Below are 17,302 nucleotides of genomic sequence, written 5' to 3'. Positions count from 1 at the left end.
CTATATAAAATTCACAATATAGTATTCCCCTTTTTGTCCATCTGCATAGTCCACATAAATGCTATCCGTTTTTTCATTTCGAATTTTAAGTAGGTATTTTGAAGCGTATACTACCGCCTTTTTCTCAAATACTCGTTTCCCATTTTCAATTTTGTAATTTTTATTCAGATAATACCGAGTACCGATTGCCGTCACCCCCTCCGTACGAGAAAAGCGAAAATCATTTCTTGCCACTGCCTCTGCATCTAAATAGGCGGAATACCTGCTTTGTATTGTACCTTTCGGTTCTCCCAGTTCCACCATAACCGCTTCCAAAACCTCCACCATATCTTCACTTCTACCGATGGCCTTCAGATTATAGATATGATCCAGAATGTCCTGCATGACCTCATCATCTGCCCGCACATGAATTACTAATTCCACATCCGTCAGGATTTCATAGTACTTAGGGCCTTTTGTAAGGGTTCGGAAATAAGAGTAGGGAATTGTACAGTATTCTTTTTCGTACTCCTGCAGTCTCTGTTTTACCCGCTTTTCCAGCGCGGAAATCTCCTTTTCTCGCTTTTTAATGGATTCCAGGCGTTCCTTATCCTCCTGGAAACGCTGTTTTCGGTCTTTCATAGAAGCTTTTAGTTTTTTTAGTTTTGGCTTAAAACTTCCTTCAATTCGTTTCTTTTTAAAAACCGGAAGGGTCTCATTCATTCGCTTTCGAAGAATCCTGTATTCCTGTAAAAGTTCTTCGTTTTTTACATCAATCGTGATTCCCTTATAAAAGTCATTTCCCTGCGCTTTTTTTGCCTGGGCCACTTCCACATAAGCAGATGACAGCATATCCGGATTTACCATTTTCACTAAAATTCCCCGGTCATTTTCCGTACGATTGAGGAAACAGTGATCCGTGTAAACCTTCTTTTTCAGAGATCCATACTTTCCCTGGATGCTAATATCCATAGGATGATATTCCTGATAGCCGCAAGCCTTGTGCAGGGCGCCGATTACGGTAGAGAAAGGGGGAAGCGGGTAAGTCATTTTATTGTCTACTGTTTCTTCCCTCCGGTAATTGGCGCTGGCCTGCCTCAGTTTTAATCTGATCGCTTTCATTGCCACACCTCATTACAGGCCATACCAGGATTTCACTCGTTCTTCCAGCTGTTCAAAGAACTGCTTCATGGAAAGGGGATCCAGTTCTTTCACAATCTCATCCTCATTGCTGAAATTATCTCCCCGCAGCAGCGCGCAGGAAAAGTCTTCAGAGAGCTTGTCTTTTAAGTCCTGTGTGATGGCCAACGCTCCTCTTTTCACCCGCACAACATTTTCAAAATAGTGAGTCTTGCGCTCCGACAGACCGCCTGCGATAAACAGAGGCTCCGCATTATCCAAGTTCCCCTTGACAACCAGAGAAAGACTGCGTACTGCCTCCAGAATTCTCAGGACTCTGTCCGCCTTTTCTTCCGGCTCCGCTTCCGCCTGAAAGTTTTCATCTTTCCCCACCATTTCCAGATCAATGGTAAGGCTGTAAACCTTCATAGACTTGTCGTACTCATACTGATACGGCATCAGTCCCGCCTTCTCCGCGTTGCCCTTCACCTGCAAGCTGAACCCGTTTGCCTTTGCCTGATTAGAAGCCAGATACAGATTGTTATGAAAACGAGTCTCATTTACAAAGGCATCACAGGCAATGGCATCCGTCAGATAAAACGAACTGTTACGGATATAGGTCAATTCTTTTGTCGACATGTACCCTCCTTCCAGAGCCCTGCAGGTAGCGGCGTTCTTTTCCGCGGAAACCAGCTTCTGAGCGGCTCCGTCTACGGAAGTTTCCAGATCATCATACAGCCCTGCCTGAACACAGATGGCATTTTTCAGACTTTCACGGCTCCGTACCGCATATACATGCTGTTCTTTAAAGATTTTCTGTACAGAAGAAATATTCCCCAATCCTTCGGAATAATTGCTGGTCATATTTGCTACGACGGTAAGGGTTACTGCTCTTTTCATGCTTCTTTTTCCTCCTTTGATTCTTTTTCATATGCTTCCAAAGCGTGAGCAAAAGCCAACGCCACTTCTTTATTTTCTTCCCCGTCCTCAAGCAGGTGATAAATAAACGGATACTTGATTTCTGCATAACTGGAAAGCTGCAGCAAGATTTCGTTGACCCGATCATAATCGTGGAAGGTAATGGCGCTGATTAACTTCTGTCTGTACGATTGAATCTTATTCTTTTTTTTCCTGTCTAACAGCACTCTTACTGTTTCCCTGGCATAGTTTTCTGCACTACGCATAGTTCTCTTTTTCAATTCTTTATCCATTTGTTCACTCCATTCTACACTCAGGTAGATCAGCTGTCCGATTACTACCTGCAGGTATCCGATCTGTTCCCTCTCTTTTAGTTTGAGAAGCTGTTCAATCAGGCTGTCCAGCGACATCTGGTTGATGCAGCAGTCCAGCACTTCTTCCTGCACATTCAGCCAGTATCCTTCCCCTAATTTATAACGAAAATCCAGAAGAGCCAAATCCGGGAGTTTTTTCATTGCCTTCAATGCTTCTTTTCGGATATACAGCGATTCAAAATACTCCCGATCCCGTCTTTTACTGATCACTTCCACATCAAATTCCACAAGACCTTCTATTTTTGCCATGGATTTTAAAAGAACCGTCCGATCGCTTTCCCGATGTTCCCTAGACTGCTCCATAATCTCCTTTAAGTTGTCCGCTGTATGACACAGAGTATGGATATCCAGATTATTGTTTACAAAAAAGCTTTCATAGGTATCACAGAAGGCAAAGGGAATCCAGTCAAACTCCCGAATATCCGTTGCCTGAAAAGCGTCTTTATGAAATCCATAAGACAGGCTCCTTGTCTTCCTTCCCTTATCCACATTATAACCCAGCAGCCGGCAGTTAGGATTTTCTTCTGTGAACAGAAGATTGGAGTTTGCGAACCCGGCGTACATATTGGGTTTGTTGCGGAAGGTCTCTTTCATAATCGTCTCCCGGTTTTCTTCCAAAACCGGGAGAATTTCTTCCTGATTGCTTCCGTCAAATTTTACTTTGACTATTTTTTTCAGAATCGTATTCCCCTTTAACGAATCATTAATTTCCTTGATCTGCTCCTCCGTCCACGTATTTCCCCGCGAACATCCCTGTTTCAAAAGCTGTTCCGCCTTTTTATGGGGAAAGGATGCCCCATACCAGCTTTCCGCGAACTCTAAAAAACGCGCTTCGGTCAAATCCTTTTCGTTATACGCGATCCCTTCCCAGCCTTCCCACTTACAGTCCTTTTGATATGAAATATGATGATATTCAAAATACCGTATAAGGCCCACAATCGCTGCTGAAAACCGCCATTCCGTAGGGAAAAGCGCCGTATCGTAGACCTGATTTTCCAGTTTTTTTTTCACGTTTTCCCTCCTCTACTTCAGTTCGGGCATGCCGAACCCGGCGCTGCATCTGCTGCAGATTCCTGCTTTCAGGAGATGATTCAATACAGCCCGGTCCCCCTCCAACAGGAAGTACCCCAGGCTGCAAGGAATCTTCCGATTGTAAAATTCCACTACCGTCCTTTTGCAATTGACCGGCGCAATGTGAACCGTGCCGCTGAGTTCTTCGGAAAACCCTGCTCGTATCAGTTTGTGCCGGATTACATACTCCGCCTTTTCCTCAAACCCCGCGTCTTCATATGTATAATACTGATCCCGGTTTCCTTCTCTGGTATGTTCCCTCACGCAGAGAGGGCTGAGCATTTTAATCATAACCCGGCTTTCTCTGGTTTCCGGTTCCATCACCTTCCTCACAGACTGGACAGTCAGATAGTTCCCGTGTTCCAGGGGAAATGGCTTTTTCTGTTGTTCCAAAAATGCGGAGAAGAATAAAAATCCGGTAAATTTCTCCGCGCAGGAAAAAAGCATTTTCCCGCTGGCCTGTTTTAATAGAATGCGGTCTTTCTGAAAACCCGGACGGACAAAAAACACGGAAAAGGTAAAATCTTTCTCCTGCCCGGATCCATAATACTTGTCCATGAATTTCCCTTGATTCGCGTCTGTCAGACATTTTTTCAGAAAAGAGAGCATCGTCCGCCTGAAATCCAGAGGGAACTCCGGCTCCTTTAATGAAAATTCTATCGCTAACTTCAAAAGGTTCACCTCCTTGTTTGCTCCTCAAAATGATGGTTAACTTCATTATACACTCCGTACTCAATTTGTCAATACATCTCCATGTTGTAGAATTAAATATAAGCACTTTCAATCAATAACACAGCAACCTGACATGACATACCTGGATTTCAAACATTGACTTTCAAGAAAAAATAATATAATGTAAGAATATCTTTTCAGATACTCTTTGAATCGTAATCATATTTGAAATGTAAAGTGTTGGAGAATTAATTCTTCATGAATCTCACCAAAATGGAAAAAGACAGGAAGCCGCGACTCCCTGTCTTTTAATATTTAGCATTTTTCCATTCTTTTGATATAAAACTTTCCCCTTCTGTGACTTTGTTACAGAACTCTCGCGTCCCTTCTGTTATGATAATTACAAGAATAAAGAAAAGGAGAAACAAGATGCTGTCCTCAGCATCGGCTTGGATATTATGGCGAAACAATACGCAACGGTAAATCAGAAGCTCTGCGTTTCCTGCGGAGCATGTCAGAACATCTGCCCCAAAGAAGCGATTTCCGTCTGGAGGGGCTGTTACGCGGAAAGCGTTCCCGAGGCTTGTGTGGGCTGCGGTCTGTGCGCGAAGGTATGCCCGGCAAACGCGATTACACTGACAGCGCGGGAGGTGAGCGCATGAAACCGAAGAAACACTGGTATGACTATCTCTGGATCTGGTCGATTCTCTATTTTTCCCTGGGATTTTTCAATATCCTGTTCGCGTGGCTGGGGATGATCGACTTTCTGCTTCCTCTGGCCATCGCTGTCTTTGGCAGGAACAAATGGTACTGCAACCACTTGTGCGGCAGAGGTCAGCTCTTTTCCCTGCTGGGAGGAAAGCTTAAAATTTCTCTGAATCGTCCTACGCCCCGCCTGTTTTACAGTAAATGGTTCCGCTATGGATTTCTGATCTTTTTCATGGCCATGTTCATGAATCTGGTTTATCAGACCTGGCTGGTAGCCGGAGGCGCGGAAAGCCTTCGAGAAACCATCCAGCTTTTCTGGAGTTTCCAGGTGCCATGGGGCTGGGCCTATACCGCCGGCGCGACGATTCCGTGGATCGCTCAGTTCAGCTTTGGTTTTTACGGGCTCATGCTGACATCCCTCATTTTGGGAATTTTGTTTATGCTGCTTTTCCGTCCGCGAAGCTGGTGCGCCTTCTGCCCCATGGGGAGCATGACGCAGGCAATCTGCCAACTGGAAAACCGGAAAGCCCGGAAAGAAAAAGAACTTATACAAAACACCACAGATAAGGAGGATGTGATATGAATTTTTTACACTTTTTCAGTCGGAATAAGATAGACGAATCCGTGAAAGAAGCCCGCGAAAAAACCGGAAGTATTCTTTTAGATGTACGGACACCGGAAGAATACCGGTCAGGCCACATTCCGGGGAGCAGGAACATCCCTCTCCAGGATCTGGAGCAGGCAGACACGGTTTTAAAAGATAAAGACGCGCCTCTCTACCTTTACTGTCAGAGCGGAGCGAGAAGCAGCATGGCCGCCGCGCTGCTTCGGAGCATGGGATTTACACAGGTTTCAGATATGGGCGGCATCTCCGGCTGGCACGGAGAAATCGAGCGAGGAGGAAAAGAATCATGAAAGTTGTAATTATCGGAGGCGTAGCAGGCGGCGCGACTGCGGCGGCCAGACTGCGCAGATTGGATGAAAACGCGGAAATTATCATTTTAGAACGCAGCGGCTATGTTTCCTACGCCAACTGCGGGCTGCCTTACTACATAGGCGGGGAAATTACCGATCGGGAAGCCCTGACCCTGCAGACACCGGAAAGCTTTTTCCGGCGCTTCCGCATCGATGTCCACACTAGGCAGGAAGCGGTCCGCATTGATCGAAAAGAAAAAAGAGTGCTGGTGCATAATCTGGCGGACGGCACCGAGTATACAGAGAGCTACGACAAGCTCATTCTTTCACCGGGAGCGAGGCCCCTGATTCCGGATATTTCCGGGACCGATGCTCCCGGAGTCTTTCACCTGAGAACGGTAGAGGATACTTTCCGGATCTATGATTACATCGCGCAAAAGCAGCCGAAATCAGCGGCAGTCATCGGCGGCGGGTTCATCGGCCTTGAAATGGCGGAAAATCTGAAATCCAGGGGACTGGATGTCACTCTGCTGCAACGTTCCGGTCAGGTCATGCCGCCCCTTGATGCGGATATGGCTTCCATTGTCCATAATTATATGCGGGCAAAGGGAATCGATCTCCGCCTCCGGGCTTCTGTTACCGGAATTTCCGCGTCAGAAGGCAGTCTGAACGTGCGGCTGGCAGAAAGCGATCCGGTATCTGCGGAGCTTGTCATTCTCGCTGTTGGAGTGGTTCCTGAGAACCATCTGGCCAAAGAGGCCGGGCTTGCTCTGGGTATGAAAGGCGCTATCCGCACCAATTCCCACATGCAGACCGATGATCCGGATATTTACGCGGTTGGCGACGCTGTGGAAGTCATTCATTTTGTCAGCGGGGAGCACGCGGTCATTTCCCTGGCAGGTCCGGCAAACAAGCAGGGACGCGTCGCGGCGGATCATATCTGCGGCGTTCCGCGCCACTTCAAAGGCTCCCAGGGGTCTTCCGTATTGAAGCTCTTTGACATGACCATCGCTTCCACCGGCCTGAATGAAAAGAGCATCCGGGCAGCCGGAATGGATTTCGACTCGGTCATCATCGGTTCCGCCTCCCACGCGGCTTACTATCCGGAAGCTGCCAGCATGACGATCAAAGTCCTCTTTGAAAAAGGAACGGGAAAAATTCTGGGCGCGCAGATCATCGGATTTGGCGGCGTTGACAAACGAATCGACGTGCTCGCCGTCGCCATCCGCTCCGGCATGACCGCCTGGGATCTGACGGAACTGGATCTTGCCTATGCCCCTCCCTATTCTTCGGCGAAAGATCCGGTCAACATGGCAGGATATGTGATGGAAAACCTTCTGGAGGGACGGGTAAAACAGGTTCACTGGCAGGCTCTCGAAACACTTCCGGAAAACGCTGTGGTCCTGGATGTCAGAACCCCTGAGGAATACGCCATGGGCCACCTGGATTGTACCCTCCACATTCCGGTCGATGAACTTCGGGAACGGATGGGAGAAATCCCTGCCGGTCGTCCTGTGTACCTTCACTGCCAGAGCGGTCTGCGCAGCTATCTGGCCTGCCGGATTTTGTCCCAGAAAGGGTTTGACTGTTACAACATCGCCGGCGGATACGCCTTTTATGACAATCTGGTCCGCGGCGCCAGTCCGGATCCGGAAGGGACGGGGCCCTGCGGGATGAAAATAAAATAAATAAATTTCAAAAAGAGGATTTTGATAGCACACCTTTCAAAATCCTCTTTTACAGTTACTATAACATTTCTTTTATTTTCAGATTCATTAAATCGTAAGAGTTCCAATCTTCATCTCTAAGTTTAATTCCTGCCGGGGATGTTAGTTGTTTCAGTTTTTTCATGATTTGACCGGTATCAAACCCGCACTTCGATTTTATCCATTCATCTGTTACTGCACAGACATTATGAGCCGCAATATTACGAACAGCTGATTCTATTTTTCGAAACTCTTCACACTGCTTTCTCATTCTATCATTTTTGCAGCATTCGCCAATTAATTTTACGAGATGATCACTTGTTATAAACTTTCTCTCCAGATCTTCATGAAGAACATTCCGGATTCTGGAATCAAAGTCGCGAAAACCAGGTTTCCATTTCAGTGCGGAGGTATTTTTGTCTATATAAGTGAGTTTTACTATTGCAATCCCACATTCTCTCTCCACGACCATTTTCATTAATTCAAAGAAAGCAGGCGTGATCGCCCGTAAGAAATCCGCATACTCTCTGCGTCTCGCTTTTAACTGTACCGCCAACAAATACTCTACAATATCTCTGCTGTCACTGCTCTGTACCGGGAGCAAACCAAACGCATTTCCTCCTAGCTTCGTAAATCCTGAGTAATCCAGATTCAATCGCGCACAGGCTATTTTTAACAGTTGAATTGCCCCTTCTGACAGAAATCCCTGGATACCTTCCGCTACCCGCAGTGCAGCAACATAATCATAGAAATCTAAATGTTTTTTTATGTTATTAACTGCAAACACTGCCATTTGATTTCTGTTTTCTAAAACCGTGCAACGATTTGTAAATGGCTCTTCATTATCCTTATCAAGTTCCCAATACGCTTCTACATCATAATTATCCCGATCCTCTTCGTGCCTATTGATTTTGCCTTCCGGGGTAACCACTTGTATTGCCGTCAATTTTATATCCATCAGCTCTGCTAAAATATTCAGCGCACTTTTCATTGCCGGCGTCCCAGACGAAACATTTAGCAGAATACCCCCCTGTTCTTCCTCTCGTATTTTGTAAATACACTGTTCAAATTCCCGGTAAAAAAAGTCAAAATCGAAAACATCAATTAAATCAGGACGTTTTATCACTCTGATATCGAATTTGTGATCGAGCAGCTCCGCCAATTTTTCTAAACAATATATATACCGGTTGTCCCTTTCATGGAACTCGCACATTTCTTTTGACAAATACAAATAGATGATATCCGGTTGAAAAACTCTGCAAATATGCAGCATAGAACCATCACTGAAATTCGAAATCGGATCGGTGCCACCTACTGGCGAAAAAAGAATCTTCCTACTGTTCATCATATCCTCCTAGCTTAAATAATGATAATTTCATCTTCTTCCAAAGTGACTGCATTTCCCAAAACACAGACATCTCCTGTACCACTGATTTTATAAAGACGAATATTCTCATCTTCCCTTGTAAAGTGTTCCAGTTCCTCCTTTAGCTTCCTATATGTTTTTTGCTCAAGCATCCCTTCAAAAACTGATTTCTGCACTCTAAACAGATAATGTTCCAGTAGTCTCACCATTTTAAGCCTACGCTTGTTATCTGTAATATCGTAACAGACCATTACAAGATATTTCTTTGTTTTCTCTATTTCTTCTGTCTTGAAAATATAATTTTCTTCTACCACTATATTCTCCCTATCGAATCATAATCGGCTCATACTTTTCCGGGTCTTCTGAATCCACTGCCTGTGCTAATTTTCCTATCTGATTAAAAATCGATCGTCTATAACTAATTCGCCCTGAACCACAGGCATTATATTTTGTCTCAGTACGCAATTTCCGCTCATATTTTCGAATAAATATTTTAAACACTTCTTCTCTCAGCAGCACAGCACCAGTCTCATAATCCACATAAAATCCGTCAATATCCACTTCTCTCCCCTGTATCAGGCTCATAACCATGGAGTCAATCAGGATTGCTCGCCACTCTTCCATCATATCACTAGCCAAAGTCGGATGATTCTCTTTATCCTGATGCAAAAACGCAGCATATGGGCTCATCCCTTTTCCTAAAATCGCACCATACACTTCATGCAGCAAAAGTGTATATCCCAGACTAATCATAGAATTGAACGGATCTTTTGGCGGCATTCTATTACGCCCCTCAAATCTGAAGTCGGGCAGAATCAATTTCCCTAGTGCTTGGAAATAATACCGGGCAGCAATCCCCTCATAACCTTTTATCTGATCCAAATCCATGCATCCATGAATTTTATTTTCCGCATTTCTTATCTGCTTTAATGCTTCTGCGAGTTCTGGTGTTTGTGTTTTTATATACCGCTCTAGTATAACTCGCTGGTTATGAATTTTAGCCGAAATAATCTTTGCCGAAATTTTTCTGCAGAATTCCACATCCATGCTTACAGAAAACTGATTACGCTGTCTGGAAATATTACAGTTCTTTGTTGAGTCCAAACGGCCAAAATAACTTCCATTAGATGAGAAAAAATTAACGACAACACCATTTTGAAAGCATTTTTTTATCGCCTGCGTTGTCAACTGAACGTTTCCAAAAACTGCAATATACTCTAATGTCTCTGAAGGAATTTTTTTAATCATCCCTCCCTTATATACAACGACAAAATACCCTCCTTCAGCTTTGATACTCGCACCCTGTTCGCTGACATACAAATAGCTCATCATCTTCCTCCATTCTTCCATTACGAGCCATCTAGACCCCACATATGGGTTGGATTCATTTATAACTCCATAATTATAGCCTTATTATCCCCTTTCGGAGGTTTCATCTCTTCTAAGAGAACAGGTTCCAGCGCCGTCCGGAAATGCCCGCTCGAATCTCCGTCCCCTTCTGGGGAGCTATCTTTTCTAATACTGGAAACGAGAGTCAATAAGATTGAGAACCGTCTGTTTCCGTCCCCTTTTGGGGATCTATCTCTTCTAATAAAACTGTGAACATCGTGTATAGCAAACTGTCGGCAAGTTTCCGTCCCCTTCAGGGGAGCTATCTCTTCTAATTCACAAAAGGCAACGTGAACTGGAACGCTTCCAAGTTTCCGTCCCCTTCTGAGGCTCTATCTTTTCTAATTATATCACAGAATATCAGAAAGGAGGAAAACATGGCAGTTTCCGTCCCCTTCAGGGGATCTATCTCTTCTAATGTTATCGGAGCTTGGATCTACATCGCAGAATACAAGCCGTTTCCGTCCCCTTCAGGGGATCTATCTCTTCTAAGACAGGAACATGGATACGTAGATTATGGCACATTTTCGTTTCCGTCCCCTTCAGGGGATCTATCTCTTCTAACAAGTTATTAGCAAAGATGCGGCAATGTGTTCTGCGTTTCCGTCCCCTTCAGGGGATCTATCTCTTCTAAGAACAAATAAATTATAATAAAAAGTAAAAAAATAATTGTTTCCGTCCCCTTCAGGGGATCTATCTCTTCTAACCATCTTTCGATTGTGCAATGGAAATGGCAATCAGTTTCCGTCCCCTTCAGGGGATCTATCTCTTCTAAACAGACGAAAGGCAGGTGGACATTTTTGAATTACTAGTTTCCGTCCCCTTCAGGGGATCTATCTCTTCTAACACATGGATCTTGAAATTCGTTGCCCAAGAGATGAAGTTTCCGTCCCCTTCAGGGGATCTATCTCTTCTAACGAATATGAGGATACTTTGTCCTGGTGTCGTTAAAGTTTCCGTCCCCTTCAGGGGATCTATCTCTTCTAAAAATTAGAGTATACTATAATCAAGTTGAGGGGCAAGTTTCCGTCCCCTTCAGGGGATCTATCTCTTCTAAAAAAGATTGAATTAAAAAGGTAAAACCTAATAGGAGGAGAAGTTTCCGTCCCCTTCAGGGGATCTATCTCTTCTAACTTAGTGATTCAATGCAAGTACAACGGGGCGGTTAGTTTCCGTCCCCTTCAGGGGATCTATCTCTTCTAACTTAGTGATTCAATGCAAGTACAACGGGGCGGTTAGTTTCCGTCCCCTTCAGGGGATCTATCTCTTCTAAAAAAAGAAAAGGAGATTTTAAAAAATGACAAACGAGTTTCCGTCCCCTTCAGGGGATCTATCTCTTCTAAAAAGCAAATGAATATTATCAGAAGTTTTCCGGGACTGTGTTTCCGTCCCCTTCAGGGGATCTATCTCTTCTAAGCGAGCAGTGGAAGAAGCCTTACATCATCGGGGAGTTTCCGTCCCCTTCAGGGGATCTATCTCTTCTAAAAAATTTTAGATGATCTATGCATTTCTCATCAAGAAGTTTCCGTCCCCTTCAGGGGATCTATCTCTTCTAATAATTCGTAGATTAATAAAAGAATATGTAGCACTTAGTTTCCGTCCCCTTCAGGGGATCTATCTCTTCTAAATCACAATTGTTTAGTGATTCAATGCAAGTACAACGTTTCCGTCCCCTTCAGGGGATCTATCTCTTCTAAAAACGCAAGTCCTTTTTTTCCGTATATGCAAGCTGGTTTCCGTCCCCTTCAGGGGATCTATCTCTTCTAATTTCTTTTGTATATATGTTTTTCATTTTTGATCCTCCGGTTTCCGTCCCCTTCAGGGGATCTATCTCTTCTAAAAAATTACAAGAAAGAATAAAAAAAATATCCGCTTTCGTTTCCGTCCCCTTCAGGGGATCTATCTCTTCTAAACTGTTAGCATGGTATTAAGCCACACACCCTATAAGGTTTCCGTCCCCTTCAGGGGATCTATCTCTTCTAATTACAGACACGTGGAATAGAATAATGACATATAAGTATAGGTTTCCGTCCCCTTCAGGGGATCTATCTCTTCTAACTTAACGGAGACTTGCGACAATGGCGAAAAGTAAACGGGTTTCCGTCCCCTTCAGGGGATCTATCTCTTCTAATTTTAGCCACTCTGCTTTTTTTCGCCGGGTGGAATCTAGGTTTCCGTCCCCTTCAGGGGATCTATCTCTTCTAATGGACATTTGAAGAAGTAGCTTATGCGGTGGAGCAGGTTTCCGTCCCCTTCAGGGGATCTATCTCTTCTAATAAACACGAAGTTACTTTCATCAAAATTGAATATCGTAAGTTTCCGTCCCCTTCAGGGGATCTATCTCTTCTAATGTAATAAATGAATATCTTTAAAAAAATTATTGACAAAGTTTCCGTCCCCTTCAGGGGATCTATCTCTTCTAATATTTAACTGTAAAAGAAAAGGAAGTAAAGATCGGTTTCCGTCCCCTTCAGGGGATCTATCTCTTCTAATCAATTTCAAACGCACATGTAAAGATTGCACGTGCGAAAAGGTTTCCGTCCCCTTCTGGGGATCTATCTCTTCTAATAAGATGGACATAATAAAATCCCTGATAGACCTGATAGTTTCCGTCCCCTTCAGGGGATCTATCTCTTCTAATTGAATCTTGCAGTTGATTTTTTAGAAAAATACAGCGCGTTTCCGTCCCCTTCAGGGGATCTATCTCTTCTAATTGTAATAGATGGTGGCCAGAGTACGAGGACACTTTGTCGTTTCCGTCCCCTTCAGGGGATCTATCTCTTCTAATAGAAAACAAAGCTATTTTTCGTTTACATGTGAATATCGTTTCCGTCCCCTTCAGGGGATCTATCTCTTCTAATGAGGAGCAAAATTAATGAATAAAAAATTTAAAATCTGCGTTTCCGTCCCCTTCAGGGGATCTATCTCTTCTAATTGTAGTTCTGGTTGTGTAAATACAATTTCATAAAAATGTTTCCGTCCCCTTCAGGGGATCTATCTCTTCTAATAAGAATGGGAAAAATTTACAGCTGAATTGAAAAGTTTCCGTCCCCTTCAGGGGATCTATCTCTTCTAATCTTATGTATTGACAGAAAGCGGAAATCAGAAAAAAAAAGTTTCCGTCCCCTTCAGGGGATCTATCTCTTCTAATTGACAAGAACTGAACAAAATGTTTCTGAATCCTGTTTCCGTCCCCTTCAGGGGATCTATCTCTTCTAATTCTTCTAATGAATTTGACGAGGACTTTTTTGACATCTCTGCTTGTTTCCGTCCCCTTCAGGGGATCTATCTCTTCTAATGGAGAAAAAAATGAAGAAGAAAATTTTAAAAATTGTTTCCGTCCCCTTCAGGGGATCTATCTCTTCTAATCCATGCTTTCAAATGCTCCGACATTTTCTAGAATCGTTTCCGTCCCCTTCAGGGGATCTATCTCTTCTAATATATACTAAATGAGATAATGCGAGTTTTGAATGTAGTTTCCGTCCCCTTCAGGGGATCTATCTCTTCTAATCAAAATTTTCTATGTCATCTGGACAACTTATTAATTCGTTTCCGTCCCCTTCAGGGGATCTATCTCTTCTAATGGAAGGGAAGAAGTGAAAAAAGAAATCAAACTTCAGTTTCCGTCCCCTTCAGGGGATCTATCTCTTCTAATTCTTAATGCCGGCCCCATTGTCTCCTGTAATGTAGTTTCCGTCCCCTTCAGGGGATCTATCTCTTCTAATAAAAATAGGAGGAAGGAAAATGTATAAGAAGCTGTTTCCGTCCCCTTCAGGGGATCTATCTCTTCTAATAACTGCTTGGGATTATGTGTTAACTGACATTAAACTGAAAGTTTCCGTCCCCTTCAGGGGATCTATCTCTTCTAATAGAAAAAATGAATATTATTACAGCTTTAAAAAAAGGTTTCCGTCCCCTTCAGGGGATCTATCTCTTCTAATTTTTTCAGGCACTCGCTAAAACTATTCATTTTGTTTCCGTCCCCTTCAGGGGATCTATCTCTTCTAATTAAGAAAAAAAGGAGAGTAAGAAGATGTACGGAACAAAAAGTTTCCGTCCCCTTCAGGGGATCTATCTCTTCTAATAGATGATGATGATTATTTATATTGGTGTATCGCACGTTTCCGTCCCCTTCAGGGGATCTATCTCTTCTAATGTTGAGCGGCTGGTCGATGTTGAAAAACTCAACCTCAACGTTTCCGTCCCCTTCAGGGGATCTATCTCTTCTAATCCTGCCGCCACAACCTCAGCATTTCCAATCATATCTGCTCCGCTTTGCGGCTAAAACCAAAGTTCGCCTGCTTCTCTCAGGGGGATCGCTTTTAAAATCCAGAAATCTATTGAAACTCCAACTTCGGCTCAAACTACATAATTTCAATTTCACACGCTCCCATCTGATATAGTCCTCCATCAAATTGAGTCAGTTTACATGTGTGCGGCGAGACACCGAGAATTCTATCTTGATTATGCTTATGCTCAATTTTTGCCTTTTTACTTAACGTATTGTTAACCACTTCACTGACCACTTGGATTCGTTTAGGATTGTCTTTCAATAATGGATGTGTCACTGTTTTGGAGACAAATCCAACCCCGCCGCCGAGATAAATCACGTCTTTTTCAAATAAGGTTCCATTCGAAAAACTTTTGAGAAATAATTCATTATAAGACTTAAGAAATCCATTGATGCTTTGACGTATTTGCTCAATCGTATACTTGCACTCTGTTCGATCAATCGTCATAATAAACTGCACCTCAGTGCCTGGTTTTAAACATTCTCGTACAATTGACAACTCTTTTTCATTTCCTTTCACATGTACATCGATCTTCTGACATAACGTAAGATCTTTTACGGATAGCGGTTTGCTGTCACTGATGCGTAGTCCACTCATTACGTCATTTACAGCATCTCCGCGTCTGGTTTCCGGTCTGTTTTTCGTGAAAAAGAACTTCTGCTCCACACGATTTATTTCTTTTTTTAGGTAAGACGTCCTCTTTTTAAATTCTACATTTCGAATATTTTCACTCTCCGCTCCATATAATTCCGGATTATTATAGATGTCGTCTCCAAGCAAAGCGGTTCGAATAGCACCTTTCAGACTGCTTCCCGGAATATATGGTTTTCCATATAAATCTTTTTGAAACAACTCCACAGGTTTAACCTTGTTCAATTCTGCTATATCACCGCTATCCAGCTCATATGCTAAAAACTGTTTTATTTCACTATCGGAAATATTTTGCTTTTTCAGCCAAACATGAAGCGGAGCATTTTCTTTCAAAATAAATTGTTCATAGCTATCCATCTTATGTTGCTTTTTTAAGAACTGAAAAAATTTATTCGGATTAACGATCGAAACCCGCCGTTTCTTTCGATCCAAAATATATTCTTTTTTCATCAGTAATTCACCGGAACCAATAAACACTGGTCCGATTGTAGTAAGCTTCACCTGATGCGTCTCTAAAAAATGTTTCATTTTAACCAATCTCCATTAACATTGCTTTCGCGTAGCAATATACCGGATGGTTCCCGCCTTCTGATACATCCGCTACAATACCATCAAATGTTTTTTTAAAACAGGACCCGGCTTTGAATGTAAAAAGAGTCCTTTTCTTACGAAAAGTCGCCGCATAAGACTCAGAACTGATAAAGCCGCTCCTTTTTAGCATCCCATATCGCGCATTCTCTATCGCCTTATCTAATTCTTTCTCAGATGGCAAACACAGAGAAAGCGCCATATAGCAGGCTCCTTCGGAGGTATGGTTTAGTCCAGCCTCCAATTTATCATCCATGCTTGATACGTTTAGAACAAATTTCCCCAAACCGGAAGACCGTTTTCCGCCGATTCCTGTATAGGACAGGCTTTCAAAAAGATCCAAGAGCCAGGAATCTTCCTCTTCTTCAAACCCTACAATCACATATAAGCCTGCGCCTTCTTTGAAATAATAGACTCCAACCGAATAAGGCTCTGCATCCTTCCCCTTTTCTACCTTTGCCATCGCACGCACACCATACGTTCCAAAATTTTCTCCAAAATAATTGGTTTCTTTTCTGACATCCATCTTTCCCTGCAGATAGATCTCAAATTGATCCAAAGGAATGTATTCCATTTTTTTATAAGCTTTCTTTTCTTTTGAGTCACTCTCTTCTGCGCCTTTAATTAACAGCATCGGTTTTGGAATATAGAGTCTGTTTGCAATATATGGAAATCCATCTGACAGGCGGATTTGTCCCCCTTGCACCCGATCCACCAGTTGGGCAAGCATTTTTTCTCCACCTAGCTTTAATGCTTCCTTACATAACGCGGAAAATAAAGTGTCCGCATAAAAAGACGCTGCTCCATCTGTCAGTTTTCCGCGTCCTACATGGAGACCTGTTTTAAATTGAAGTTTGTATATACGATAATTCATCCCTGCACTTCCTTTAACAGCATTTCACATGCTTCTATCGTCGCATCACTTACCTCGTCTCCACCTATTACAACATCTGCTTCCAGACTTTTAAATTGAATTTTTCCATATCCCCTGGAGCCATGCCCTCCAATATAGTCATACTGGAGAAGTTTCAGTCCGTCTGCAATCACTTTGAAATCCTCCACAACTTTTTCCGGATCATCTGCATCATAAATAATGGAAAGCGGAAATTTCGCGCCGCGGATTGTCCGTTCCAACTGTCTCGGGTTTGCCACACCGGAAATTCTGTTAATACTGTTTTCTTCTTTCACTTCCGTTACAGAATCAGCCCCTAGTTCTTCCAATTCTTCTTTATTATTCAGTATTGCGTCTGAAAAGATCAGACGGCTCCTCTGCGGATTCCCATCTTCTTTTCCCTTACTTGCTCCAAAAAGACGAATAATCCTTGCGTCATCATCATTATGCTCACTCAGGGTTCTTTTATTGTAGGCTTTCGCAAGGAGCGATCTCATTTTTCCTTTCAAGCTGCTGCCCGGAATAATCGGCAGACGACTTACCGGATCTCGCACAACTGGTGTATCAATCGCTCCGATTGCGGAGAAACTGTCAGACGCGCCAATATGCATTCCAGTGATAACTTCAATAACTCCTGTAATTTCAATTTTACTGAACATTTT

14 protein-coding genes and 1 CRISPR repeat array are annotated in these 17,302 nt (G+C 43.2%); of the genes, 4 read left to right on the top strand and 10 right to left on the bottom strand.

Features of this window, described 5'->3' with window-relative positions:
- Genes cas5 through cas6 form a run of 4 tightly spaced genes read right to left on the bottom strand, consistent with a single transcriptional unit; the run spans nucleotide 1 to nucleotide 4,133 of the window.
- Entirely contained in the window at nucleotides 1-1,101 is a 1,101-nt protein-coding gene (gene cas5 / locus H9L42_RS07775; RefSeq protein WP_187302830.1) for a CRISPR-associated protein Cas5, read from the bottom strand.
- Nucleotides 1,102-1,113: 12 nt separating this feature from the next.
- Nucleotides 1,114-1,998: a type I-B CRISPR-associated protein Cas7/Cst2/DevR gene (cas7i, locus tag H9L42_RS07770; RefSeq protein ID WP_187302829.1), complete on the bottom strand. Its 885-nt coding sequence runs from the start codon at nucleotides 1,996-1,998 to the stop codon at nucleotides 1,114-1,116.
- Nucleotides 1,995-3,401 carry a type I CRISPR-associated protein Cas8a1/Csx8 gene (gene cas8a1, locus H9L42_RS07765; RefSeq protein WP_187302828.1) on the bottom strand — a complete coding sequence of 469 codons (1,407 nt, stop codon included), beginning with the start codon at nucleotides 3,399-3,401 and terminating at the stop codon, nucleotides 1,995-1,997. The genes cas7i and cas8a1 overlap by 4 nt, the downstream gene beginning before the upstream one ends.
- A 12-nt stretch (nucleotides 3,402-3,413) precedes the next feature.
- Nucleotides 3,414-4,133, bottom strand: coding sequence for a CRISPR-associated endoribonuclease Cas6 (gene cas6 / locus H9L42_RS07760; RefSeq protein ID WP_187302827.1), 720 nt, complete (start codon nucleotides 4,131-4,133; stop codon nucleotides 3,414-3,416).
- Between the two features lie 458 nt (nucleotides 4,134-4,591).
- Here cas6 and H9L42_RS07755 point away from each other — a divergent pair, with 458 nt between their 5' ends.
- The 4 genes from H9L42_RS07755 to H9L42_RS07740 are packed head-to-tail and all read left to right on the top strand — an operon-like array spanning nucleotide 4,592 to nucleotide 7,444.
- The gene (locus tag H9L42_RS07755; RefSeq protein WP_187302826.1) at nucleotides 4,592-4,795 is read left to right on the top strand and encodes an ATP-binding protein; all 204 of its coding nucleotides are present in this window, start codon (nucleotides 4,592-4,594) and stop codon (nucleotides 4,793-4,795) included.
- Nucleotides 4,792-5,424 carry a 4Fe-4S binding protein gene (locus H9L42_RS07750; RefSeq protein WP_187302825.1) on the top strand — a complete coding sequence of 211 codons (633 nt, stop codon included), beginning with the start codon at nucleotides 4,792-4,794 and terminating at the stop codon, nucleotides 5,422-5,424. The genes H9L42_RS07755 and H9L42_RS07750 overlap by 4 nt, the downstream gene beginning before the upstream one ends.
- Nucleotides 5,421-5,756, top strand: coding sequence for a rhodanese-like domain-containing protein (locus H9L42_RS07745; protein ID WP_187302824.1), 336 nt, complete (start codon nucleotides 5,421-5,423; stop codon nucleotides 5,754-5,756). Before H9L42_RS07750 ends, H9L42_RS07745 begins: the two co-directional genes overlap by 4 nt.
- The gene (locus H9L42_RS07740) at nucleotides 5,753-7,444 is read left to right on the top strand and encodes an FAD-dependent oxidoreductase (protein WP_187302823.1); all 1,692 of its coding nucleotides are present in this window, start codon (nucleotides 5,753-5,755) and stop codon (nucleotides 7,442-7,444) included. Before H9L42_RS07745 ends, H9L42_RS07740 begins: the two co-directional genes overlap by 4 nt.
- A 58-nt stretch (nucleotides 7,445-7,502) precedes the next feature.
- On the opposite strand, the gene csm6 is transcribed toward H9L42_RS07740, so the two are convergent.
- The 6 genes from csm6 to csm3 form a co-directional block, all read right to left on the bottom strand.
- On the bottom strand, nucleotides 7,503-8,807 hold the full coding sequence (gene csm6, locus H9L42_RS07735; protein WP_187302822.1) for a type III-A CRISPR-associated CARF protein Csm6: 1,305 nt from the start codon (nucleotides 8,805-8,807) through the stop codon (nucleotides 7,503-7,505).
- 14 nt (nucleotides 8,808-8,821) lie between these two features.
- Nucleotides 8,822-9,142: a CRISPR-associated endonuclease Cas2 gene (gene cas2 / locus H9L42_RS07730; RefSeq protein WP_187302821.1), complete on the bottom strand. Its 321-nt coding sequence runs from the start codon at nucleotides 9,140-9,142 to the stop codon at nucleotides 8,822-8,824.
- 10 nt (nucleotides 9,143-9,152) lie between these two features.
- Nucleotides 9,153-10,157: a CRISPR-associated endonuclease Cas1 gene (gene cas1, locus H9L42_RS07725; RefSeq protein WP_187302820.1), complete on the bottom strand. Its 1,005-nt coding sequence runs from the start codon at nucleotides 10,155-10,157 to the stop codon at nucleotides 9,153-9,155.
- Between the two features lie 155 nt (nucleotides 10,158-10,312).
- Nucleotides 10,313-14,448: direct repeats of the CRISPR family, unit length 36 nt; unit sequence GTTTCCGTCCCCTTCAGGGGATCTATCTCTTCTAAT.
- A 133-nt stretch (nucleotides 14,449-14,581) separates the two neighbouring features.
- Nucleotides 14,582-15,688, bottom strand: a complete 1,107-nt coding sequence (csm5, locus tag H9L42_RS07720; RefSeq protein WP_187302819.1) for a type III-A CRISPR-associated RAMP protein Csm5 — start codon at nucleotides 15,686-15,688, stop codon at nucleotides 14,582-14,584.
- A gap of 1 nt (nucleotide 15,689) precedes the next feature.
- Nucleotides 15,690-16,622 (bottom strand): type III-A CRISPR-associated RAMP protein Csm4, encoded by a 933-nt coding sequence (gene csm4 / locus H9L42_RS07715; protein ID WP_187302818.1) that lies wholly within the window; start codon nucleotides 16,620-16,622, stop codon nucleotides 15,690-15,692.
- A complete protein-coding gene (gene csm3 / locus H9L42_RS07710; protein ID WP_187302817.1) occupies nucleotides 16,619-17,299 on the bottom strand; it encodes a type III-A CRISPR-associated RAMP protein Csm3 in 681 nt (226 codons plus the stop codon). Before csm3 ends, csm4 begins: the two co-directional genes overlap by 4 nt.
- Nucleotides 17,300-17,302: the final 3 nt, after the last annotated feature.

It is taken from the genome of Zhenpiania hominis, assembly GCF_014333425.1.
GTDB classification, from domain to species: domain Bacteria; phylum Bacillota; class Clostridia; order Peptostreptococcales; family Anaerovoracaceae; genus Hominibacterium; species Hominibacterium hominis.
The sequence above is the reverse complement of the archived record's forward strand: the minus strand, read 5'-3'. Positions and strand labels throughout refer to the sequence as shown.